This window comes from Brevundimonas staleyi, from assembly GCF_041893865.1.
GTDB lineage: Bacteria > Pseudomonadota > Alphaproteobacteria > Caulobacterales > Caulobacteraceae > Brevundimonas > Brevundimonas staleyi.
The window spans coordinates 1,131,005-1,153,848 of the sequence record NZ_CP169082.1; the positions used below are offsets into that span (position 1 = coordinate 1,131,005).

A 22,844-nucleotide genomic window follows, 5' to 3' on the forward strand; every position below is an offset into this window, starting at 1 on the left:
GATCCGGTATCAGGCGCTGGCCTTCTGGGCGTCCGGCTTGGCCGGGGCGTGGACCTGGGACGTGTCGTAGTAGTCGCGCATCCGGTAGATCAGGCCGTCGCGAACCTGGAAGACCTGGACGAAGGGGTTGTCCATCTTGGTCCCGGTCGAGCGGTCGACAAGCACCTCCATGCCCTCGACGAACAGGACCTCGCCGTTCTCGGCATGGTGGGTGACGCGCCACTCCTGCTGGTCGAACCCGGCCTCGTAGTTGGACAGGAATTTCCGCATCTTGTCCTTGCCGACGGCCGGACGTTTGGTGGGGTGCCAGTGGTATTCGATGTCGTCGGCGAGGGTGGCGATGAAGCCCTCCACGTCGCGCTTCTTCCAGGCGGCCATCATGGCCTCCACGACCTGCATGTTCTGACCCACGGCACGTCTCCTCGTTCTGTTTGAGGAAAACGCTAGGACCAGAAGTCTGCTAATGCAAGCGCTGGAAGGTCGCTTTCAAAGCCGAACTTTTCGTCAGGCGGCGGGCTTGATGCGGCCGGCCTTCATCAGCACGGTTTCCAGCGTCAGACGGCCCTTGCAGGCGCTGCAGCAGACCTGGGCGTTCAGGGGTTCGCCGCAGTTGTGGCTGATCTTCACCGGTGGTCCGGCCCGGTCCTTCAGGTGGGTGTCGGCCCAGGTCATCATGGTCAGGGCGTGGGGGTAGAGGTCCCGCCCCTTGGTCGTCAGCCGGTACTGATAGCGGGGCGGCGTCATCTCGTAGAGGCGACGCTCGAAGATGCCCGACATTTCCAGCGTCCGCAGCCGGTCGGTCAGGATGTTGGAAGCGATGCCGAGGACGCTCTGGATCTCGTCGAACTTGTGCAGGCCGAAATACTGGACGGAGACCACCAGCGCGGTCCAGCGGTCGCCCAGCAGATCGACCAGTTCGATCGTCGGGGCCTCGTCGTTCGGCTGGCGGCGGCGGTGCATGCGCTGGACCGGCAGCTTCTCCATCCCCTGGCCGGGGCCGGGGGTGAAGGAGCAGGTGTGAAGCGTCAGGGGTTCGCCGCAGCCGCCGCAGCGCAGCTCCGGCAGCATGGCCTTGCCGCACTCGGTGTGGGTGAAGACGGTCGGGGCCCGGCCGCCCGTCACGCCCCAACGCACGCCCCAGCCCCACATCAGCATGATGGAATCGAACAGGCCCAGACCCCGCGGGGTCAGGTGATAGGCCATGCGCGCGCCCTCGTCCTTGTGCGGCTTCTTCACCAGGATGCCGTGGCGTTCCAGGGCGGCGAGGCGGCTGGACAGGGTGGAGCGGGCGCCGCCCAGACGGGCGTGGAACTCCTCGAACCGTGTGGCGCCGAGGAAGGCCTCCTGCACGACCAGCAGGCTCCATCGGTCGCCCAGGGCGTTCAGGGCCCGGTTGACGGAGCTCTTTGGAACCAGACGGATTTTCGGCGCGGCGCGAGACATGACCTTTCTTACGGGACGCCGTTAGGTCTTATCAAGCAACCGTCAATTTCTGGCGTTTGACGACTAGTCCGGCGGCCTCCCGGTCGAAGGTCTCCGGGGTGACGCCCTGATCGCGCAGACCCGTCTTCTGGATCTTGTTGGTCGGGGTCTTGGGCAGGGAGGCCTCGACCCGGACGTAGCGCGGCACCATGAAATGGGTCATGCGCGGGATCAGCCATTCGACCAGTTCGCGGGCGTCGATCTCCGCCCCCTCGACCGGGGCCACGGCGACCATCACCTCCTGTTCGCCGCCCGGCAGATCGACGCCGTAGGCCGCGCATTCGCGCACGGCCGGGTGTGCGATGACCTCCAGCTCGATCTCCAGCGAGGACATGTTCTCTCCGCGCCGGCGGATCGCGTCCTTCTTGCGGTCGACGAAGAAGAAGCAGCCCTCCTCGTCCCGCCACATCAGGTCGCCGGTGTGGAACCAGCCGTTGCGCCAGGCCTTCGCGGTGGCTTCCGGATCGCCGAGATAGCCCGAGAACAGGGTCCAGGGATTGTCGGAGCGGATCACCAGTTCGCCCGGCTGGCCGTGCGGGACCTCGTTGTCGTGGTCGTCGACGATGCGGCATTCCATGCCGACGCGGACCCGGCCGCACGAACGCATGACCGGATCGTTGATCGCGCTGATCAGCGGGCCGGAGACCTCGGTCATGTTGAAGCCGGACAGGTAGTCGAAGCCGAACCGCTTGGCCAGGCCGACGGTGTCCTCGTTGATCGGCGACAGGGTCACCATCCGCAGGGGATTGTCGGCGTCGTCAGGCTTCGGCGGCTCCTTCATCAGGAAGGAGGTCAGGGCGCCGATCAGGCCGGAGCAGACCGTCGATTCCGTCTCGCGCACCGTGTCCCAGAAGCGGCGGGTATCGAAGGCTTCGAACAGGGCGACCGAACCGCCGCAGGCCACCGCCGCCGTGATCGCCGAGATGCCGCCGACGTGGAACATCGGCAGGTTCACCAGCATCCGGTCGGACTGGACCATATAGCCATAGGTCGTCCGGGCCGTGGTCCACTCCTGCACATAGGAGGTGACGACGGCCTTCGACGGGCCGGTGGTGCCGGAGGTGAAGATGATGACCGGCGGATCCCACGGATGCTGCTCGACCGGGACGCAGGCGGCCGGGTCGCCGTCGAGCGCCGACGCGGGCTCGATCTGAAGCGGCAGATCGAGGGTCACGTCGGTCGGGCCGGCGAGGATCAGCCGCTCGGCGGCGCCCAGCGACAGGCCTTCCAGGCGCGGGGCGAGGTCGGGATGGACGATCATCACCTTTGCCCCGGTCTTGCCGATGGCGTGTTCCAGCAGACGACCGCGGAAGCTGGTGTTGATGGGGGCGAGCGCCGCGCCGGCGTAGTTGGCGCCGAACCAGGAGCGCACCAGGGCCGGGCCGTTCGGGGCCCAGGCCGCGACGATGTCGCCGCCCTTCACGCCCCGCGCCTGAAGCGCGGCGGTGGTGGCCAGCGCGCGCCGGCGGGTCTCGGCCCAGGTCCAGGTCTCGCCCGTCTCGAAGCGGATGAAGACCTTGTCCGGCATCTCGGCGGCATAGCGGTCGATCAGGCGAGGGATGACGCAGTCCTCGGCGCTGGGCGGCGCCGGATCGAACCAGGGAATCGAAAGACGTTGATCCGTCACCGGGCGGGCTCCTGCCATTCACGAGCTTCCTCGACGCTGTCGCGGAAGGATTTCAACGCACGGGTCAGCAGAAGGGCGGCGATCGCGACGGTCGCCCCGCTGACGATGGCCAGGGACAGGCCGATGCTCTGGTCGCCGCCCAGCCACTGATCGCTGATGGCGGCGACGATGGTCGGGCCGAGGCCCAGCGAGATCAGATTGCCGATCAGGAAATAGATGGCGGTGATCTGGGCCCGCAACTGGTTCGGGGCGACCGACTGCAGCGCGGTCGCGGGCAGGCTGTTCATCACCCCGGCGAAGAAGCTGAAGCCGGCGAGCGCCGCGATGGCCAGGTCGCGGCTGGGCATCAGGGGCATGGCCACGGCGAAGGGAATGCTGGCGATCAGGGCCAGGATGGCGACGCGGAGGGGGGCGTCGGTGCGGCCCCTGTTGGCGAACCAGTCGGTCATCCAGCCGCCGACCAGAACGCCGGGCGTGGCGGCCAGAAGCAGGACCAGACCGTAGGAGAAGCCGACATCGGCCGGGGTCATCTCATGCTGGCGGATCAGCACCGCCGGCGCCCAGGCCAGGTAGGAGATGCCGGCCATGCCGAAGATCGAGAAGGCGAAGATCAGCATGTAGAAGGTCGACTTGCGCGACCACATGTATTTCAGGACGCCCGCCTGAACCCCCGACTTGGTCACGCCGTGGCGGGGCGGCTCTCGCACGATGATGAAGAGGGCGGCGATCAGAAGGCCCGGCGCGCCGACCAGGACGAAGGTCTGCTGCCAGGGGGCCAGTTCGCCGACGAAGGGCAGTTGCAGGGCGCCGGCCTGGGCGATGGCGTCGATGACGGCGCCGCCGATCATCAGGGCCAGACCGGCGCCGATGTAGGGAGCCATGGAATAGACGGCCAGCGCCCGGGCGCGCTGACGCGGCGGGAAGTAGTCGGAGATCATCGAATAGGCGGCGGGCGACAGGGCAGCCTCGCCGATGCCGACGCCGATGCGGGCGGCGAACAGGGCCCAGAAGCTGTTGGCCAGGCCGCAGGCCACGGTCATCACGCTCCAGACAACGATGCCCCAGAAGATGATCCAGCGCCGGCTGCCGCGATCCGCCAGCCGAGCCAGGGGCACGCCCATGACGGTGTAGAACAGAGAGAATGCGATCCCGGCCAGGAGGCTGAACTGGGTGTCGGAGATGGTCAGGTCGGCGCGGATCGGCTGGACCAGCAGGGTCAGGATCTGGCGGTCGATGAAGCTGGACGTATAGGCGACCATCAGGGCCGCGACGGCGAACCAGGCCCATCCCGCGTGGGGCCATATGCGAGGCGCGGAAGGCGCGGAAACGCCCATCAGTCCGTCATGCGTGCTCATGCCGCGATCCCGTTCAATCTCAAGATGAAAGTTACTTTCGCAGGTGCGAAATAAGTATCAGAGCGGCCCGAGGTCGCAGCGTGGCCGAAAACCCGGAGTTCCCGCCGCGAAACGCATGATCGTCGATCACTCACTCTCAACTCCCTGTTTCGGAACGATTTAGTGTCCGAAAATCCGCCCGATCTTCGCCGGGTCGGTGCGCCGATATCTTCAGCTTTGCTGGAGCGTGTCAGCTCGCTCACACTGAAGCACACAAGTCGGTCTGATTACAAAAGCTATTTGACAGTCTCAATTCGCCAGTTACACATTGGTCACACGAAGCACCTCGGCAAACGAGGGCTCAAGGGAGGATAGGGCGTGAATATCAGAGGCTCAGTCAGCGTATCCGCATTGCTTGTCGCCGCCACGCTGACCGCGTCGCCGGCGCTCGCCCAGACCGCTCCGTCGGAGCAGGAGGCGACCCGGGTCGACGAGATCATCGTCACCGCCACCCGTCGTGAGCAACGACTGATCGAGGCGCCGGTCGCGGTCACGGCCGTCAGCGGCGAACAGCTGGAGAACTCCGGCGTCAGCGACATCCGCGAGCTGACCAGCCTGGCCCCCAGCGTCCAGTTCCAGACGCCCGGCGGCGGTTCCGACTCCTCCATCCGAATCCGCGGCGTGGGCACGACCTCGACCAACCCGGGCCTGGAGTCCTCGGTCGGCGTCATCATCGACGGCGTCATCCGCGCCCGCACCGGCGTGGCCCTGTCCGAGCTGGGCGACCTGCGGAGCATCGAGGTCCTGCGCGGTCCGCAAGGCACCCTGTTCGGCCGCAACACCTCGTCCGGCATCATCAATGTGATGACCAAACAGCCGGACTTCGACGGCATCCACGGCAACATCACCGGCACCTACGGCAACTACGACAACCGTCGCCTGTCGGGCGCCATCAACCTGCCGCTCATCGAAGACGAGCTGGCCCTGCGGGTCGAAGGCAGCTGGGAGGTCCGCGACGGCTTCTATACCGACGCCAACTCCAACCAGAGCCTGGACAATCTGGACCGCCAGTTCGTTCGCGCCAAGCTGCTGTGGCGCCCGACGGACAATGTCAGCTGGACCTTCTCGGGCGACTACACGAACCGCAACGAGAACTGCTGCGTGGCGCTGCTGGCCATCGCCGGCCCGACCTACAACCTGGTCAACCAGCTGGCCGCCGCGCGCGGCGGCGTCGGCTATCCGACGACCGATCCGTTCGAACGTCGCGCCTCCAAGAACGCGGTCCGCCGCAACCAGGAAGACATCACCGACGGCGGCCTCTCGGCCGTGGGCGAGATCGACCTGGGCTGGGCCAACCTGACCTCCGTCACCGCCTACCGCGCCTGGGAGGCTTGGCGCTCTCAGGACTTCGACCACTCGGGCGCCGACCTGGGCTTCTTCGCGCCTGACGGCCTGCACCAGAAGTTCAACGTCTTCACCCAGGAGCTGCGTCTGCAAGGCAACGCGGGCAAGCTCGACTGGTTGGTCGGCCTGTTCTACGCCGACGAGAAGGTGCTGAACGACAGCGCCTATCGGATGGGTGCGGACTATCCGCTGATCTACGGCGGCGCGGCGACCTTCCAGGCCTCGACCCTGGCGGCCTTCCGGCCGGGCGACGGCGCGCGCGGCATCGGCGAACAGGAAGGCACCGACCTGTCGTTCTTCACCCACAACGTCTATCACATCACCGATGCGCTGAGCGTGACGGGCGGCCTGCGCTGGACCCAGAACAAGAAGTCGATCGACTTCCGGGGCGAGAACTTCAACCCAGCCTGCGACAGCGCCCTGCGCACCGCGGACACGCCCGGCATCACCCGCTTCTGCGCCCCCTTCTGGGACACGCGCCTGAACCCGGCGGGCGACACGGATTCGCGCACCGAGGAGGCCCTGACCGGCACGGCGAACATCGCCTATCGGATCAGCCCGAACCTCAACACCTATCTGTCGTACTCGCGCGGCTACAAGTCGGGCGGCTACAACTTCGACCGCGCGGGCTTCACCACCCCGGCCACGCCGAACGCCCGCGATCTGGCGTTCAACGAGGAGACGGTCGACGCCTATGAGTTCGGCATCAAGGGCGAGTTCTTCGACCGCACCCTGCGCGCCAACTTCGCCGCCTTCCACCAGACGTTCGAAGGCTTCCAGCTGATCGAATACACGGGCATCAACTTCGTCGTCCGCTCGCTGTCGGAGGTCATCTCCAAGGGCGCCGAGCTGGAACTGACCTGGATGCCGATGGACGGCCTGACCCTGACCAACGGGCTCAGCTACACCGACGCCTACTACCCGGTGAACACCGGCAACTCGACCTATTCGGGTCGCGAGCTGGAGCAGTCGCCGGACTGGGTGAACGTGTCCTCGATCACCTGGGAGTTCCCGATCGGATCCAGCCTGACCGGCGTGGCCTATGCCGACGCGCGCTACTCGTCGGAGTTCTTCACCGGCGGCTTCGATCCGAACCGCGTGCAGACCAGCTTCACCACCGCCAACGTCCGCTTCTCGCTGCGTGACGCGAACGAGGCCTGGCAGCTGGACGTGTTCGCCCGGAACGTCTTCGACCAGGAATACTATCGCCGTGTGATCCCCGCGACCTTCCAGACGGGCTCCTACTCGGCCTTCCTCGGCGACCCCCGCACCTACGGGGTCACCCTGCGGCGCAACTTCTGAGCCGCATTACCCTCCGGGTTTTCCTGACCTGAGACACCTGGCCCCGCTGTGTGAGCAGCGGGGCCGTTTTTCTGTGCGAGCGCGCGAGATGGTTTCCCTCCCCGTCCCGGGGAGGGTGGTCGCGAAGCGACCGGGTGGGGGCGGCCCGGCTTGGCAAACAAAAGGGCGACCGATTTCTCGGCCGCCCCCACCCGGTCTTCGCGAAGCCTGTCCTCCGGCCGATCGAAGATCGCACCGGGGGGCTTCGACCGCCCTCCCCCGCAGGGGGAGGGAGATCTTTCGTCGCCTCAGAACCCCATCTGCTTGGCCGCCAGATCGCGCAGGATTTCCTCCGACCCGCCGCCGATGACGAAGATCCGGGCCTCGCGATAGATGCGCTCGACCCGGTTGCCGCCGGTGTAGGCGCGGCCGCCCAGGACCTGGAGGCTTTCGCGGGCGCAGTGTTCCAGGGTCGTCGTGGCCTGGACCTTCAGCAGCGCCAGGTCCGCGACCGGCAGTTCGCCGCGCGAGAAGCGCCAGACCAGGATGTCCAGCATGGCGTAGGCGACCTTCAGCTTCTGGACCATGTCCACGATCTTGTGGCGCATCACCTGGTGGTCGATCAGCCGCTTGCCGAAGGTCTGGCGTTCGCGGGCGAAGGCGATGGCCTCGGCGACGCAGGTGCGGGTCATGGCCAGGGTCGCGGCGATGCCGGAGAAGCGTTCGATGTTGAACTGACTGGCCAGACCGGCGAAGCCCCGGTTCTCGGTTCCCACCAGATTGGTGACCGGCACCTCGACGTTCTCGAACTTCAGCCAGCCGTTGTTCTTGTTGTACCACTGGAGGCCCGGCAGGGGGCCGCGCGTGACGCCGGGCCGGTCCGTCTCGATCAGCAGCATGGACAGGCCGCCCATGCCGGGGCCGCCGGTGCGGACCGCCGTCAGCAGATAGTCGGCCTTCATCGCGCCGGAGATCAGGGTCTTGCCGCCGTTGACGACGAAGACGTCGCCCTTGCGCTCGGCCGTGGTGGTGAAGCCGGAGACGTCGGAGCCGCCGCCGGGTTCGGTCACGGCGAAGGCGATCTTCTTGTCGCCGGCCAGCACGGGCTTGGCCACACTCTCCAGCATCTCGGGCGTGCCGCCGTTGATGATGGGGGGCAGGGCGATCCAGGGCGTGGCCAGGTCGGCGAAGACGACGCCCGAGCCCATGCGGAAGAACTCCTCGGCGAACAGGATGCGGTGCCACAGGTCGATGTTCTCGCCCGTGCCGCCCAGGTCCTCGCGGAAGCCCATGCCGCTGATGCCCTCTCGCGCGGCGTCCTTGTAGAGGCTGTCCGGGAAGTCGGAGGCCGCATCCCAGTCATCCAGATGCGGGGCGACATAGCCGTCGATGAAGCCGCGCAGCTTGGCCCGCCAGGCGTCGTGCTCGGGCGTCAGGAAGGGGCTGGGCGGCCTCAGGCCGTCGAAATCAAGCGCGGGCGGAGTGTGATCGGCCATGGTCGTTTCCCTTTCGCGCCAGCTTATCCGGCGTCGCTTTCACTTTCATACTAATCCCCTCTCGCCATCCGCTGCAAGAATGGTATTCTAACGCAACTCACTCGGCGTGGACCGAGGGGTCGAAGGAGTGACCGATGGGACTGGAACAGACGGGCGGCGCGCGCGAGGCCTTCAACGACGGCGTGGCCGAGGCGCCGCTGAAGGTGACGCTGGAAGATCGTTCGCACCCCTACATGCAGGGCGCCTGGACGCCGCAGCATGAGGAGCACACCGCCGACGACATGCCGGTGATCGGGACCATCCCGACCGACATCGACGGCGTCTATGTGCGCAACACCGAAAACCCGATCCACCAGCCGCTGGGCCGCTATCACCCGTTCGACGGCGACGGCATGCTGCACGCCATCGCCTTCAAAGACGGCAAGGCCAGCTATCGCAACCGCTTCGTCCGCACCAAGGGCTTCCAGGCCGAGCAGGAGGCCGGTCGGGCGCTCTGGGCCGGTCTGGCCGAACATCCGTCCCTGTCGGAAAAGCCGGGCTGGGGCGCGCACGGCGGGCTGAAGGATTCCTCCTCGACCGACGTCATCATCCATGCCGGCTCCATCCTCTCGACCTTCTACCAGTGCGGCGAGGCCTACCGGATCGACCCCTATACGCTGGAGCCGATGGGCACGGACGGCTGGTGCCCGCCGGAAGGCATCTCGGCCCACCCCAAGGTGGATCCGAAGACGGGCGAGCTGCTGTTCTTCAACTACTCCAAGGCCGCGCCCTACATGCACTACGGCGTGGTCGGGGCGGACAACCAGCTGAAGCATCTGACGCCGGTGCCCCTGCCGGGGCCGCGCCTGCCGCACGACATGGCCTTCACGACCAACTGGTCGATCCTGAACGACTTCCCCCTGTTCTGGGAGCAGGACCTGCTGCCCAAGGGCTATCACGTCGCCCGCTTCCATGCGGACATGAAGAGCCGGTTCGGCCTGATCCCGCGCTACGGTTCGCAGGACGAGGTCCGCTGGTTCGAGAGCAATGCGACCTATGTGCTGCACTTCCTGAACGCCTGGGAGGACGGCGATACGATCGTCATGGACGGCTATTTCCAGGACAATCCGGTGCCCAAGACCAGCCCGGACGCCTGGCCGCAGTACGAGCGGATCATGACCTTCCTGGATCAGAACATGCTGGAGCCCAAGCTGCACCGCTGGCGCTTCAACCTGACGACGGGCGAGACGACGGAACAGCGGCTGGACGACCGGGTGCTGGAGTTCGGCATCATCAACAACCAGTTCGCCGGGGTGAAATACCGCTGGGCCTATTCGGCGGTGTCCAAGCCCGGCTGGTTCCTGTTCACCGGCCTGGTCAAGCACGACATGGACACCCAGGAGAGCTGGGCCATCGACTTCGGGCCGGAACGCTATGGGTCGGAGCCCGGCTTCGCCCCGCGCGTCGGGGCGACGGAGGAGGACGACGGCTATCTGATCACCTACGTCACCGACATGATCGAGGATCGGTCCGAGTGCGTGATCTATGATGCGCGGAAGCTTGCCGACGGGCCGGTGGCGCGGATCATCCTGCCGGGCCGGATTTCCAGCGGCACCCATGCGACCTGGGAACAGGGCGAGACCATCCGGGCCTCGAAAGCGGCCAACGCGGCGTAAGGACGAGCGGACATGACCTATATCCTCGGCGGCTGGCAGTCGGACTTCGCGCGCAACTACGCCCGCGAGGGGCTGGAGATCGGCGACGGGTTCGCCGAGGCGGTTCACGGCGCTCTGAACGAAACGGGGCTGGAGCCGCAGGACATCGACGTGGGTCACGTCGGCAATTTCGTCGGCGACCTGTTCACGGGGCAGGGGATGCTGGGCGGTTTCTTCGCCATGGCGGACGAGCGGTTCACCGGCATGCCGGCCTCGCGCCACGAGGCGGCCTGTGCGTCGGGCAGTCTGGCCGTGCTGGCCGCCGCCGCCGACATCGAAAGCGGTCGCTACGGGACCTCCATCGTCCTGGGCATGGAGATGATGCGGAACGTGCCAGGTCAGACCGCGGCCGAGCATCTGGGCGCCGCCGCCTGGGCCGGGCACGAATATCTGGACGCCACCTATCCCTGGCCGCGCGCCTTCTCGGACCTGACCGAGGAATACGACCGCCGCTACGGCATCGACGAGCGCCATCTGCGCCACATCGCGCGGGTGAATTTCGACAACGCCAAGCGCAATCCGAACGCCCAGACCCGCAAATACACCTTCACCGACGCCAGCTTCGCCAATGACGACGAGGCCAATCCGGTGATCGAGGGCCGGGTGCGCAAGACCGACTGCGGCCAGGTCACCGACGGCGCCGCCGCCATCATCCTGGCCTCGCCGGAGCGGGCTGCGGAGTATGCCCGCAAGCGCGGCATCCCGCTGGAGAGCCTGCCCCGCATCAAGGGTTGGGGCCACCGCTGCGCGCCGATCGACTACGGGCGGAAGATCAAGGCCAGCGAGGGCCAGCCCTATGTCTTCCCCGAGGTGAAACGCGCCATCGACGACGCGCGCGCCCGCGCCGGCATCGACCTGTCGGGCGTGGACGCGGTGGAGACGCACGATTGCTTCTCCATGACCGAATACATGGCCATCGACCATCTGGGCCTGACGGCGCCGGGCGAAAGCTGGAAGGCCATCGAGGCCGGCGATATCGAGATGGGCGGCAAGCTGCCGATCAATCCGTCCGGCGGCCTGATCGGTCTGGGCCATCCGGTCGGCGCCACCGGCGTGCGGATGGCGCTGGATGCCTTCAAACAGACGACAGGAACGGCCGGGGCCTATCAAGTCGAGGGGGCCAAGACCGTCCAGACGTTGAACATCGGCGGATCGACGACCACGACGGTCAGCTTCGTCGTCGGGGTCTGATTTCCTGTCTCCTCCCCGTCCGCCGCTTGGCGAATGGGGAGGTGGTTCGGAGCGTAGCGGAGAGACGGAGGGGGCGACCGGGTCTCGGCGAGCGAGCCCCCCGAACCCTCACTCACGCCATCGCCTCGCCCCCTCCGTCAGCTCGCGAAGGGCTCGCTGCCACCTCCCCATCGCTTCGCGACAGGGAGGAGACGTTTAGCGCGGCGCGCGGATCGCCACGCCGACCGACCCCTGCGCCACCACCACGCCCGTGTCGGTGGCGACCTGAACCGCCACGGTGGCCTTGCGGTCGTCGCGATAGGTCAGGGTCCCGGTCGCCTCCAGCTGTTTCGCCCCGCCCGGCGCGGCGTTCAGGAAGCGCGTCGTCAGGTCGGTGGTGGCCAGGGTCTGGCCGGGCGTCAGAACCGTCATCACCGCCGAGGCGCCGGCCATGTCGACGATGGCCGCGGTGACCCCGCCATGGACGATGCCCATGAGGTTCAGATGCCCGACGTCGACGTCCAGGAGGAAGCGGACGAACCCCTCGCGCGCCTCGACCGGCCGGGCGCCCAGACGCTGCAGAAAGCCGCCGACCTCCAGGCCCGCGTCCATCCACTGGCGCACAAGCTCCAGGCCATCGACGGTCGGATCGAGCTTGAACCGGACGGGATAGGTCACGCGGCCCCGCGCAGGGCCGGGCGTTTGGCGGTCTTGGTCTCGAACCGCTTCAGGGCGGCGAGGTATTCGCGCTCCAGCTGGGCGACGACGTCGGCGATGGGCTCTTCGACGCGGACGGCTTCCAGCCCCTGACCGGCGGCCCAGATGTCGCGCCAGCGCTTGTTGTCGCCGCCCGAGACATAGCTGCGCTCGGCCGGGCCGCCCAGATTGTCCGGGTCCTGACCGGCGGCGCGCAGGGAGGGTTTCAGCCAGGAGGCGGGGGTGCCGGTGACGGCGGCGGAGACGACCAGATCGTCGGGCCCGGCGTCGATGACCATCTGCTTGTAGGCGGGCTGGGCCATGCTTTCGCGCGTCGCGAGGAAGCGGGTGCCCATGTAGACGAAGTCGGCGCCGGCCGCGACCGCGCCCGCGATCCCGGCCCCGTCGCCGACCCCGCCGCCGACCGCGATATAGCCGTCGAAGAAGTCCCGCACGGCCGAGATGAAGGCGAAGGGCGACAGGTGTCCCGTGTGGCCGCCGGCGCCCGCGCTGACGCAGGCCAGGCCATCGACGCCGGCCTCCGCGGCCTTCTTCGCCAGCTTCATGGAGACGACGTCGGCGAAGACGAGGCCGCCGTAGGCCTTCACCGTCTCCATGACGGGCTTGGGCGAACCGAGCGCGGTGATGACGACCGGCGGCTTGTATTCGGCGACCAGACGCAGGTCGTCGGCCAGCCGGGTGTTGGTCGAATGGGTGATCATGTTGGCGATCCACGGCGCGTCGCCGGGGGTGAGGGCGGACGTGATCTGGTCCATCCAGCGGTCGAGGTCTTCGACCGTGCGGCAGTTGGGCGTGGGGAAGGCCCCGCCGATGCCGGCCTTGCAGGACGCGATCACCATCTCCGGCCCCGAGATCAGGAACATGGGCGCCGCGAAGACGGGGAGGCGCAGGGTGTCGAAGGCGGTCATGCGGGCACGGTCTCGTTGAAGGCGGCGCGCAGGTCGCGTTTCAGCACCTTGCCCACCGGATTGCGGGGCAGGGCGTCCAGCGTCTCCAGCCGTTCGATCTGCTTGTAGACGGCGACCTGACGCTCGGCGGTCAGGAAGCGGTTGATCTCTTCCATGGTCGCGCTCTGACCCGGTCGCCAGACGACGAAGGCGGCCAGGCGTTCGCCGAGATTGGGGTCCGGTGCGCCGACGACGGCGGCCTCGGCGATGGCCGGATGGGCGACCAGATGGTTCTCGATCTCCTCCGACGAGATGTTCATCCCGCCCCGGATGACGATGTCCTTCAGCCGGCCGACGAATTTGATGAACTGCAGCCGGTCGCCGGCCAGTTCGAACAGGTCGCCGGTGCGGAACCAGCCGTCCTTGTCGAAGGCCCGGGCGTTGATCTCCGGCGCGCGCCAATACCCCGAGAAGATGGTCGCGCCCTTGACCCTGAGCTCGCCGGGCTTGCCGGCATCGGTGATGGTTTCCTCCGTCTCCGGATCGACGATCCGGGTGAAGATCCGGTCGTGGAGCATGCAGTTCCACTTGAATCCGTCGCCCAGGCGCGGGAACAGGCTGGCCCGCTCGGCGGCGTCGGGAATGTCCTTCAGCGCGCTCGGGAAGGAAGCCCCCTCGTTGGAGCCGAAATAGTTCACGATCTGCACGCCGTGCTTCTCGTGGAAGGTCTTGACCATCCATTCCGACAGGGGCGCCGAGCCCGAGCCGATGGACTTCAACCGCTTGAAGTCGATGCCTTCCAGCAGGGCCTCGTTCTGGAGAAGCAGGTTCAGCACGGCGGGCGGGGCGACGGTGTAGTCGATCTTCTCCTCGCGGATCTGCTTCAGCAGGATCGGCAGGTCGAACGGCTGGTGCTGGATCAGGACGCCGCCCAGCAGAAGCCAGCCGACGAAGGCGGTGGAGATGCCCGCCATGTTCACCATCGGGAACGGGTTCAGCAGGCGCGCGCCGGGCTCCAGATCCGCCGCGTCGATGACGCCGGCGCCCATGATGATCCATTCGTTGTGGCTGCGCGGCACGCCCTTGGGCTGGGCCTCGGTGCCGGAGGTCCAGCAGATGGTGACGATGTCGTCGGCGGTGACGCGGGCGTCCTTCACCGCCTTCTGGGCCTCGCGATGCTGTTTGCCCGTGACCCCGTCCATCAGGGGCTCGAGATCGAGCGCACCCGCCGGGCAGGTCTCGCCCAGCACGAAGACGGTCTTCAGCGTCGGGCAGCGGCCCTTGAGCGCGACGATCATCTCGCCGTGCTGCTGCTTGCCGATCCGGTCGGCGGTGATGGCGGCCACCGCGTCGGTCTTGTCGATGATGTAGGCCAGCTCGTTCTCGCGGTACTGGACCGGGGCCGGGCTGGCGATGACGCCCAGCCGCAGGCAGGCCAGATAGGCGATGGTCAGCTCGGCGATGTTCGGCAGCTGGATGACGACGACCTGATCCTTCTTGATCCCGTGCGCCACGAGGACGGCGGTCAGGCGGTCGACGGCGTGGGCCGTCTCCTGCCAGGTCAGGCGGTCGGGTTGGCCGCCGACGACATCGGCCGCGTTCAGCGGATCGACCAGGGCCTCGGTGTTCGGATGGGCCGCGACGTGTTTGCGGAACAGGTCGTCGAGCGTCGTGTCGCCCCACCAGCCCTTCGATTTCATCTCCTTGATGCGGTCCTTGGGGATCACGATCATCGGGCCAGCTCCAGCGGTCGGGTTTGGGATTGGCGGCAAAGGGCTCGGACGTCGTCGCGCACCACCTTGCCGACGGGATTGCGGGGCAGGTCGGGGAGGATGTGCAGTCGCTTCGGCGTCCGGACCGGGCCGATCCGGTCGCGGACGAAGGCGGTGATGACGGCGGGGTCGGCGTCGGGCGAAGCGGCCACCGCCGCCTCCAGCCGTTCGCCCCAGACGTCGTCGAGTTCGGCGAAGGCGCAGGCCTCGCGCACCATGGGATGCAGATTCAGCGCCGCCTCCACCTCGCCCGGATAGACGTTGTAGCCGCCGGTGATGATGAGGTCCTTCGAGCGACCGATCAGATAAAGCAGACCGTCCTCGCCGATCCGACCGATGTCGCCGGTCTTCAGCCAGCCGTCATGCCGCGACGCCGCCGTCAGCTCGGGCGCGTCCAGATAGTATGTCCGGGTCAGGTCGCCGCCGACCACGATCTCACCCTCGCCGCGCTCGACCAGATCGCCGCCGGCGGTCAGGAGGCGGACGGGCGTGTCGTCGAACGGGCGACCGACGCCCGCGCGCTTGTCGGGGTCGGTCATGTCGGCGGGCGACAGGCCGGCGATGGTCATGGGGGCTTCGGTCTGGCCGTAGAGGGTCGAGACGACGGGGCCGAAACGGTGGATGGCCTGGGCGATCCGGTCCGGCGACATAGGGGCGGCGGAATAGGTCAGGTGGCGCAGGCGGGGGAAGTCGGCCGGTGCGAACGCGGCCTCGCCCATCAGAAGGGCGATCAGGGTCGGGGGCATGAAGACGGTGGAGACGCGGGTCTTCAGCTCACGGAGGATGGCGGCGCGGTCGGGCTCGGGCAGCAGCACATGCGCCCCTCCCGCCGCCAGCACCGGCAGGACATAGTGGGACGAGCCGTGGGTCAGGGGCGCGACCGCCAGGTTCACGTCGTCGGCGGTGAAGCCGTAGAAGTCCGACAGCGACCGCAGGGCCGCCGCACCGCTGGCCTGGCTCTGCACCACCCCCTTGGGCACGCCGGTCGAGCCGCCGGTGAACTTGAGCGCGAAGGGGGCGTCGGCCTCGTCGAGGATCGCTGGCGGGCTGGCATCGCCGACGCCGTCCAGCCAGGCCTCCAGCGGCAGGGGGCGGGGTGAGGCGCCCGCCGCCTCGACCGAGGCCGCGTCGATCAGGGTCAGGGCCGGGTTCGCCCGCGCCTGGAAGTCCGAGTTCAGCCGAGCGCCGTTCCTGGGGTTCAGCGGCATCCAGACGGCGTTGGCGCGCAGGATGGAGAGATAGGCGACGACGTGCCGCCAGCTGTTCCGCGCGCACAGTCCCACCCGGTCGCCGGGACCTATGCCGCGCGTCGCGAGGTCTGCGGCCGCGCATTCGACGAGGGCAATCAGCGCGCCGTGGGTCAGGGTCGTCTCGCCGTCGAACAGGGCGGGGCGATCCACCTTGGCGTCGCGGTGCTCGTAGAGGGCGCGGATCGGGTTCATGCGGCCCGCTCCAGCACGGTGACGACGGTCGCCGCCTCCTCGACGCCGAGGAAGCCGCCGCCGTTTTCGGCCACGGCGATGCGGGCGCTTTCGACCTGACGGGCGTCGGCCTCGCCGCGCAACTGGGTCGTCAGTTCGAACAGCTGAGCGATGCCGGTGGCCCCGACCGGATGGCCCTTGGACACCAGTCCGCCCGACGGATTGACCGGGGTCCGGCCGCCGAGGGCGAAGTCGCCGGCGCGGAGGCGCGCGCCGACCGTGCCCGGTTCGGCAAGGCCGAGGTTCTCGATCTGCTGCACCTCGGCATAGCTTGTGGCGTCATGGACCTCGGCGACATCGACGGCGTCCGGCCCCAGACCCGCCTGTTCGTAGGCTTTTGCGGCGGCGCGCTTGCCGATGTGATTGTCGAGGTCGTTGGCCGCCCGGTCGCTGGCGCTGACGAGGGCGCAACCGCGCACGCGGACGGCGCGGGACGCTCCGCCGAGACGCGCCAGACCCCTGGCCGAGACGACCACGGCCGCCGCCGCCCCATCGCTGACGGGGGCGCACATGGCGCGGGTGAAGGGGAAGACGACGGGCTTGTCGGCCATGACCTGATCGACCGTCATGGGGGTGCGGTACTGGGCGCGGTCGTTGGCGGCGCCGGCGGTGTGGTTCTTCGAGGCGATGCGGGCGAAGTCTTCCTGCGTCGTGCCGTGGCGGGCCATGTGGGCGCGGGCCTGGGCGGCGTAGAGGTCCATGAAGAGGCTGCGATCCGGCCCCGGATCCTCCCCGCCCATCGACCGGATATAGGCCACGACGCCCTCGCGGTCGTGGATGTCCGTGCCCCCGGCGAAGGCGGCGGCGACGCGGTCGGGACGGTCGGGCCAGACCATCTTCTCGACCCCGACGATCAGGGCGATGTCCCCCGCGCCGGCCCGGATCCAGTGGATCGCCGACAAGAGGGCGGTGGAGCCGGACGCGCAGGCGTTCTCCACGTTCACGACCGGAACGCCGGTCAGGCCCAGCGACCGCAGGGCGATCTGGCCGCGCACCGTGTTCTGGCCCTCCAGCATCGGCTGGCGGGTGTTGGCGAACCAGGCGGCCTCGATGTCGGCGGCGGTCGCCCCCGCGTCCGAGAGAGCAGCCGTCACGGCCTCGGCGGTCAGCGACTTGACGCTGTCGTCCGGCCGCTTGCCGAAGCGGGTCATGGAGATCCCGGCGATGAAGACCTCCGCGCTCACGCCGCCGGTCTGCGTCGTTGCACGATGCGGAAGCGGGAGGCCACGAAGGCCAGGTCCGCCAGACAGGCGTTGCCCGCCGGGTTGAGGCCCGTGACGTGATAGTCGCTGTAGGCGGCGGCGAAATTGATCCACATCGCGCCCGTCAGATTGATCGACAGGTTGGCGCCGGCGGCCTCGTAGGCGGGTGTGGCGCGGTCGATGAAGTCCTCGTCCGTCGAATAGAGGTAGGAGGAGATGGAGCCCTTGGTCCGGGCCAGATCCGTCGCTTCCATGACCGCCTCGCCGGCGTCTTTCCTGACCAGGAACAGGACTGGGCCGAACCGTTCCTCCGCATACAGATCGACGTGCGATCCATCCTCCACCGCGACGACCAGAGGCGTCATCGTGCGGGCGTCGGGGAACTGCGGATGGGCGTAGGGGGCGGGGTCGCGGAGCGTCCGCACGCCGGGCAGGTCGGCGACGGCGGATTGCGCCTCCGCCACGACTGTCAGCGACACCTCGCCCTGGATCGTGCCCATGATGCCGGACGCCATGGCGGGATCGTTCGCGATGGCGTCGATCTGTTCGACGATGGCGGCGGACAGGGGATCGAACAGGTCCGGCGCGATGTAGATGACCTGCGGGCTGGTGCACATCTGGGCCGAGAACAGGCTGGACGAACGGGCCACGGCGCGGGCGACGGCGTCGAGATCGGCGACGCTCTCGATGACGACCGTGTTGACCCCGGCGGTTTCGGTGAACAGCAGCTTGCCCGTCACCGTCCGCTCCAGATGGCCGCCGTAGCGGGGGCTGCCGGTGAAGTCGACGATCTGGACGCGCGGGTCGTCCACCAACCCTTGCGCCACCGGCTCGGCCAGGGTGTCGACGGCGAGGGTCACGAGGTTCGGATCGAAGCCGAACTCGGTCAGGACCGCCCGGCTGGTCTCGACCACGATGGCCATGGGCAGGATGGCGATGGGGTGCGGCTTGACCACGACCGGGTTGCCGGTGGCGAGCGAGGCGAACATGGCCGGATAGGCGTTCCAGGTCGGGAAGGAGGCGCAGCAGACGACCAGACCGACCCCGCGCGGGACTAGGACATAGGTCTTCTCAAGCGCCACCGTCTCGCCCGCGAAATTGCGGTGGTAGGTCGCCGACGGCGCCACGTCGCGCATGGCCTTGGCGGCATAGGCCAGGGCCTCGACGCCGCGATCCAGCGCATTGGGACCGGAGCCCGAGAAGGCCTGGGTATAGCTCTGACCCGCCACATGCATGACCGCATGAGCCATCTCGAAATTGCGGTCGTAGAGGCGGGCGGCGATCTCCAGGCACATGGCGATGCGCAGTTCGAAATCGGCCTCGCGCCAGTCGCCCATGGCGGCCACGGCGGCGCCGACCAGGGCGTCCGGATCGCTCTTCGGATAGCGGATGTTCAGCGGCTTCTGGGTGAAGGGCGAGACCTCCTCGCCGACCTCGCCGACGACGCCGGGCTGGCCCAGATCGAACGTGGTCCCAAGCCGCGCCTCGAAGGCCGCCTTGCCGGCGCCCGGCTTGTCGGGGCCGTGGATCTTCGTGGACGGACTGTCGCTGTAGGGGCTCCAGCTCTTGCGCGTCTGGACCGCGTCGATGGCGGCTCCCAGCGTCGGGGCATGGCGCGCGATCAGGGCTCCGCGGCGTTCGTCGAGCGTGGTCGCCGAGCCGTCCATCTAGGCCATCCGCTCCACGATCATGGCCGAGCCGACGCCCTGCGCGCCGTGCGCCACCACGATGCCGTAGCGGCCTTCGCAGGCGTCCAGCGCATCGAGCAGGGAGGACAGAAGGATGGCGCCGGTCGCCCCCATGGGGTGCCCCTTGGCCATGTGGCCGCCGCCGACATTGACCTTCTCCGGATCGACCTTCCGGTCGCGCATGAACTTGACGATGGTGACGGCGAAGGCCTCCATGAACTCGATCCGGTCCATGTCGTCGAGCGTCAGCTTCGCCTTGGCGAGCGCTCGGTCCATGGCGTTGAAGCCGGCGGTCAGGGAGGCGGCCGGATCGCCGCCCGATTCCGCATAGGCGACGATCTTCGCCCGCGCGCCGGCGGCCTCTCCGGTGACGATGGCCAGGCCTGCGCCGTCGCACATGGGCGGGGCGTGGGCGACGGTGTGGCGGTGGTCGATGACCCGGCCTTCCAGCGCCTCGGCATACTGTTCGCCCAGCGCCCCGAAGGCGGCGGGCATGGCGGCCAGGCTCTCGGCCGTGGTCGAGGCGCGGGCCGGCTCTTCCTTGTCCAGCCCGTTCATGGCGATGCGCGATTTCACCAGCGGCGTGCCTTCGGCGGCGGCCGTCTTCTGCTGCGAGGTCAGGGCGGCGGCGTCCATCTCCTCACGGCTTACGCCGATGTCCTCGGCCAGGCGGTCGGCGGCGACGACGACGGGGATGTAGCGGGTGCGCGGCGGGAAGCTGGCGTCCTCGTAGTAGTCGGCCTTGTCGCCCATGAAGGGGACGCGCGACATCATCTCGACCCCGCCGGCCAGGGCCGTCTTCGCCCCGCCCGCCTCGACCATCTGGGCCGCCTGTCCGATCGCGGTCAGGCCCGAGACGCAATAGTTGTTCAGGGAAAAGGCATAGGCCTCGTCCGGCAGTCCGGCGTGCATCTTGGAGACCAGGGCGACGTTCGCCCCTTGCGCCCCCACCTGACCGACGGCGCCCAGGATCAGGGCGTCGACCTTGCGCGCCGCGCCGCCGTTGCGGTCGTCCAGGGCGTCGATCAGGCCTCCGACCAACTCATGCGGTTTCATCGAGGCCAGGCCGCCGTCGGGGCGGGCCTTGGCGCGCGGCGTGCGGACGGCGTCGAGAATATAGGCGGTCATGAAACTACTCCCCCGAGGTTCGGATCAGGCTGCGATCTGGTCGCCGGGCGCCCAGGTCCCGTGGAACCCGGCCGGCACGCGGGCGGGCAGGGGAATGCGGGCGATGGGTCCCTTGTCGAAATCCTGCGCGTTCAGCACCTGCACCTCGGACGTCCCGTCTGGCGCCGTCGCGAAGACGATGACGTAGCCGTCGTCCTCCGACGTCGCGCCGATGCGCGGGGCGAAGGCGGGCTCGGAGCCGCCCAGACCCTCGGCGAACTTGTATTCCTGGGCCTGGCCGGTGCCGAGGTCGTACTTCAGCAGGCCGTCGAACCGCTGCAGTTCCTCGTGCGCCATCGACACATGATAGGACCAGCGGGACCTGGCGCCCGTGTAGTCCAGGTTGATGACCGGGAACTCGCCGATACGGTCGTCGAGCTGGCGCTTTCTCACCTCGCCCGTGACCATGTTCATCCGCCACTCGACCGGCACGGCGTTTAGGGCCAGCACGTTCACCATGGAGGCGTAGGGGCCGTATTCCGGGTTCGGAGGGAAGCCGTTCGGCGTCATCATGCAGGCGGTCATGACCACCTCGTCGCCGTCCTCCCAGGCGTTGGCGACGTGATAGATGTAGCAGGTGTCGGTCTCGAACCATTTGATCTGGTCGCCCGTGCCATGCTTGGGCGCGACGCCGAACCGGGCCGGCTGATCGGCCACCTTGATCTGCCACATGTGGTTCCGCAGCCCGCCCTCGGTGAAGACCACCGGCAGGTCGTGCAGGACGACGTAGTTCTCCGTCAGCCCCATGTCGTGCGGCAGGCGCGGCCCCGGCAGGTCGACGCGCTGGAAGTTGGTCAACACGTTGTTCCGGTCGACGACGCCATAGGTCATCCACGGCTCGGTCAGGGAATAGTCGAAGAAGCAGAACTCGCCCGTGCGCGGATCGACCTTGCCGTGGGCCGAGACGTGGCGGGGCAGGGCGCCGCCGAAGGTCTCGTTGCCCAGGGTCTCCAGGGTGCGCGCATTCACCCGCACCGGCTTGCCCGAGATGTACCACAGCGCCATCAGCGAGCCGTTGTGGAAGACCAGGTCGGTGTTGGCCGTGTCCTTGTAAACCAGCTCGCCGCGCTTCGAATCCGGACGCGATTTCGCCGACGGACGCAGCACCCCGCCGGCACCGATGTCGAGCCCGGCCATCTCGGCGCGATAGTCGTCGGTGCCGACGTAGCGGTTGCGGTACTCGGCCTTGCCGTTCTCGAAATAGACGGCGTGGACCATGCCGTCGCCGTCGAACCAGTGGTGCATCCCCTCGGGCGCTTCATGGGGGTTCGGGCCGTTGCGGACGAACGACCCGTGCAGATCCTTCGGAATCTCGCCGATGACCTTCAGCTCCAGCGCGGTCGTCTCGACGGCCACGGGTTCATAGAGGCCCTGCAGATAAGGGTTCAGGGTGTTCAGCCCGGTCAGTTCACCGGTCGAGATCCTGCGGGCTACGGCGGCGTCGTCGGCCATGGCTCAAGCTCCATCCATCCAGATCCGCGAGGCTACGCGGCATGGTATCTTAACGCAAGTCAGGTCTCATCCCTTGGGAGGACGCGCGGCGAAGAACTCGTCGAAGGCGACGTTTCCGTCGTGCGGCCGGGTCCATGTCTTCAGCGACATCAGGGCCTCTGCGGCGGCGTCGAAGCGTGACAGGGGGATGTTCGGCTCGGTCCCGAAATCCAGTCCCTGACCCTCGATCCGGTAGGCGGGGCGGACCTTGCCGGAGCCGACAACCAGGGTCTCTCCGTTCAAGGGGCATTCCTCGCTGACCAGCCAGCTGACGACCGGGGCGACCAGTTCGGCGGGCATGGCGGCGGCCGTGTCCGCGTCGATGTATTTCTCCGTCATGCCGGTCAGGGCGTAGGGGGCGACCGCATTGGCGTGGACGCCCTTGGGCCCGCCCTCCAGGGCGATGACCCGCATCAGGCCGATCAGGGCGGCCTTGGACGCCGAATAGGCCGTCATGCCGTGGACGCCGTGCAGACCGGCGGCCGAGGTCGTCATCACGATCCGGCCCGCCCCCTGTTCGCGCATGTGCCGATAGATGGGCAGGGTCGCGGCCAGGGCGCCGTAGAAGTTGATGTCGAAGACGCCGCGCACCTGTTGCACCGTCTGTTTGTGCAGGCTCATCGCCTCGGGCACGCCGGCGTTGTTGATCAGGCCGTCGATCCGCCCGAAGGCGTCCAGCGCCGCCGCCAGCAGGTGATCCCCGGCATCATCGGCCTCCACGGCCAGGGGACAGGCGACGGCCTTTCCGCCCGCGTCCTGGATGCGTCGGACGGCGCTCTCGGCCGAGGCCGGATCGTCGGCGGCCTTTGGACGGGTGTTCACCACCACGCTCGCGCCCCGCGCCGCCAGGTCCAGCGCATAGGCCAGGCCCAGCCCCCGACCCGCCCCCGTGACGACGACAACACGGTTCTCCAGAGATCGGTCGGTCATGATCTTCCCTCGCGCGACACT

17 protein-coding genes are annotated in these 22,844 nt (G+C 68.1%); 3 read left to right on the plus strand and 14 right to left on the minus strand.

The genetic code is table 11. The features are described 5' to 3' along the window. Window positions 1-9: 9 nt before the first annotated feature. The 4 genes from ACETK8_RS05695 to ACETK8_RS05710 all read right to left on the minus strand — a co-directional run bounded on the left by ACETK8_RS05695 (window position 10) and on the right by ACETK8_RS05710 (window position 4,464). The gene (locus ACETK8_RS05695) at window positions 10-411 is read right to left on the minus strand and encodes a nuclear transport factor 2 family protein (RefSeq protein ID WP_374038545.1); all 402 of its coding nucleotides are present in this window, start codon (window positions 409-411) and stop codon (window positions 10-12) included. A 93-nt stretch (window positions 412-504) separates the two neighbouring features. Next, on the minus strand, window positions 505-1,443 hold the full coding sequence (locus ACETK8_RS05700; protein ID WP_374038546.1) for a winged helix-turn-helix transcriptional regulator: 939 nt from the start codon (window positions 1,441-1,443) through the stop codon (window positions 505-507). Window positions 1,444-1,474: 31 nt separating this feature from the next. Beyond that, window positions 1,475-3,109, minus strand: coding sequence for an AMP-binding protein (locus ACETK8_RS05705; protein ID WP_374038547.1), 1,635 nt, complete (start codon window positions 3,107-3,109; stop codon window positions 1,475-1,477). After that, entirely contained in the window at window positions 3,106-4,464 is a 1,359-nt protein-coding gene (locus ACETK8_RS05710; RefSeq protein WP_374038548.1) for a spinster family MFS transporter, read from the minus strand. The genes ACETK8_RS05705 and ACETK8_RS05710 overlap by 4 nt, the downstream gene beginning before the upstream one ends. A gap of 390 nt (window positions 4,465-4,854) precedes the next feature. Here ACETK8_RS05710 and ACETK8_RS05715 point away from each other — a divergent pair, with 390 nt between their 5' ends. Further along, window positions 4,855-7,149, plus strand: coding sequence for a TonB-dependent receptor (locus tag ACETK8_RS05715; protein WP_374038549.1), 2,295 nt, complete (start codon window positions 4,855-4,857; stop codon window positions 7,147-7,149). 287 nt (window positions 7,150-7,436) lie between these two features. Here ACETK8_RS05715 and ACETK8_RS05720 read toward each other — a convergent pair whose 3' ends face one another. Beyond that, entirely contained in the window at window positions 7,437-8,624 is a 1,188-nt protein-coding gene (locus tag ACETK8_RS05720) for an acyl-CoA dehydrogenase family protein (protein ID WP_374038550.1), read from the minus strand. A gap of 134 nt (window positions 8,625-8,758) precedes the next feature. Here ACETK8_RS05720 and ACETK8_RS05725 point away from each other — a divergent pair, with 134 nt between their 5' ends. Both ACETK8_RS05725 and ACETK8_RS05730 read left to right on the plus strand, forming a co-directional pair. Next, window positions 8,759-10,279 carry a carotenoid oxygenase family protein gene (locus ACETK8_RS05725; protein ID WP_374038551.1) on the plus strand — a complete coding sequence of 507 codons (1,521 nt, stop codon included), beginning with the start codon at window positions 8,759-8,761 and terminating at the stop codon, window positions 10,277-10,279. Window positions 10,280-10,291: 12 nt separating this feature from the next. After that, window positions 10,292-11,509 (plus strand): acetyl-CoA acetyltransferase, encoded by a 1,218-nt coding sequence (locus ACETK8_RS05730; protein ID WP_374038552.1) that lies wholly within the window; start codon window positions 10,292-10,294, stop codon window positions 11,507-11,509. Between the two features lie 195 nt (window positions 11,510-11,704). Here ACETK8_RS05730 and ACETK8_RS05735 read toward each other — a convergent pair whose 3' ends face one another. The 9 genes from ACETK8_RS05735 to ACETK8_RS05775 all read right to left on the minus strand — a co-directional run bounded on the left by ACETK8_RS05735 (window position 11,705) and on the right by ACETK8_RS05775 (window position 22,823). Next, window positions 11,705-12,166: a PaaI family thioesterase gene (locus ACETK8_RS05735; RefSeq protein ID WP_374038553.1), complete on the minus strand. Its 462-nt coding sequence runs from the start codon at window positions 12,164-12,166 to the stop codon at window positions 11,705-11,707. Beyond that, window positions 12,163-13,113, minus strand: coding sequence for an NAD(P)H-dependent flavin oxidoreductase (locus tag ACETK8_RS05740; RefSeq protein WP_374038554.1), 951 nt, complete (start codon window positions 13,111-13,113; stop codon window positions 12,163-12,165). Before ACETK8_RS05740 ends, ACETK8_RS05735 begins: the two co-directional genes overlap by 4 nt. Then, window positions 13,110-14,825 carry a class I adenylate-forming enzyme family protein gene (locus ACETK8_RS05745; RefSeq protein WP_374038555.1) on the minus strand — a complete coding sequence of 572 codons (1,716 nt, stop codon included), beginning with the start codon at window positions 14,823-14,825 and terminating at the stop codon, window positions 13,110-13,112. The genes ACETK8_RS05740 and ACETK8_RS05745 overlap by 4 nt, the downstream gene beginning before the upstream one ends. After that, window positions 14,822-16,306 (minus strand): class I adenylate-forming enzyme family protein, encoded by a 1,485-nt coding sequence (locus tag ACETK8_RS05750; protein ID WP_374038556.1) that lies wholly within the window; start codon window positions 16,304-16,306, stop codon window positions 14,822-14,824. Before ACETK8_RS05750 ends, ACETK8_RS05745 begins: the two co-directional genes overlap by 4 nt. Continuing rightward, complete coding sequence (locus ACETK8_RS05755) at window positions 16,303-17,529, minus strand: thiolase family protein (RefSeq protein ID WP_374038557.1); 1,227 nt, start codon at window positions 17,527-17,529, stop codon at window positions 16,303-16,305. Before ACETK8_RS05755 ends, ACETK8_RS05750 begins: the two co-directional genes overlap by 4 nt. Next, window positions 17,526-19,214, minus strand: coding sequence for an aldehyde dehydrogenase family protein (locus tag ACETK8_RS05760; RefSeq protein ID WP_374038558.1), 1,689 nt, complete (start codon window positions 19,212-19,214; stop codon window positions 17,526-17,528). The genes ACETK8_RS05755 and ACETK8_RS05760 overlap by 4 nt, the downstream gene beginning before the upstream one ends. Continuing rightward, entirely contained in the window at window positions 19,215-20,363 is a 1,149-nt protein-coding gene (locus ACETK8_RS05765) for an acetyl-CoA C-acyltransferase (RefSeq protein WP_374038559.1), read from the minus strand. A 24-nt stretch (window positions 20,364-20,387) separates the two neighbouring features. Continuing rightward, the gene (locus ACETK8_RS05770) at window positions 20,388-21,854 is read right to left on the minus strand and encodes a carotenoid oxygenase family protein (RefSeq protein WP_374038560.1); all 1,467 of its coding nucleotides are present in this window, start codon (window positions 21,852-21,854) and stop codon (window positions 20,388-20,390) included. 66 nt (window positions 21,855-21,920) lie between these two features. Then, window positions 21,921-22,823 (minus strand): SDR family NAD(P)-dependent oxidoreductase, encoded by a 903-nt coding sequence (locus tag ACETK8_RS05775; protein WP_374038561.1) that lies wholly within the window; start codon window positions 22,821-22,823, stop codon window positions 21,921-21,923. Window positions 22,824-22,844: the final 21 nt, after the last annotated feature.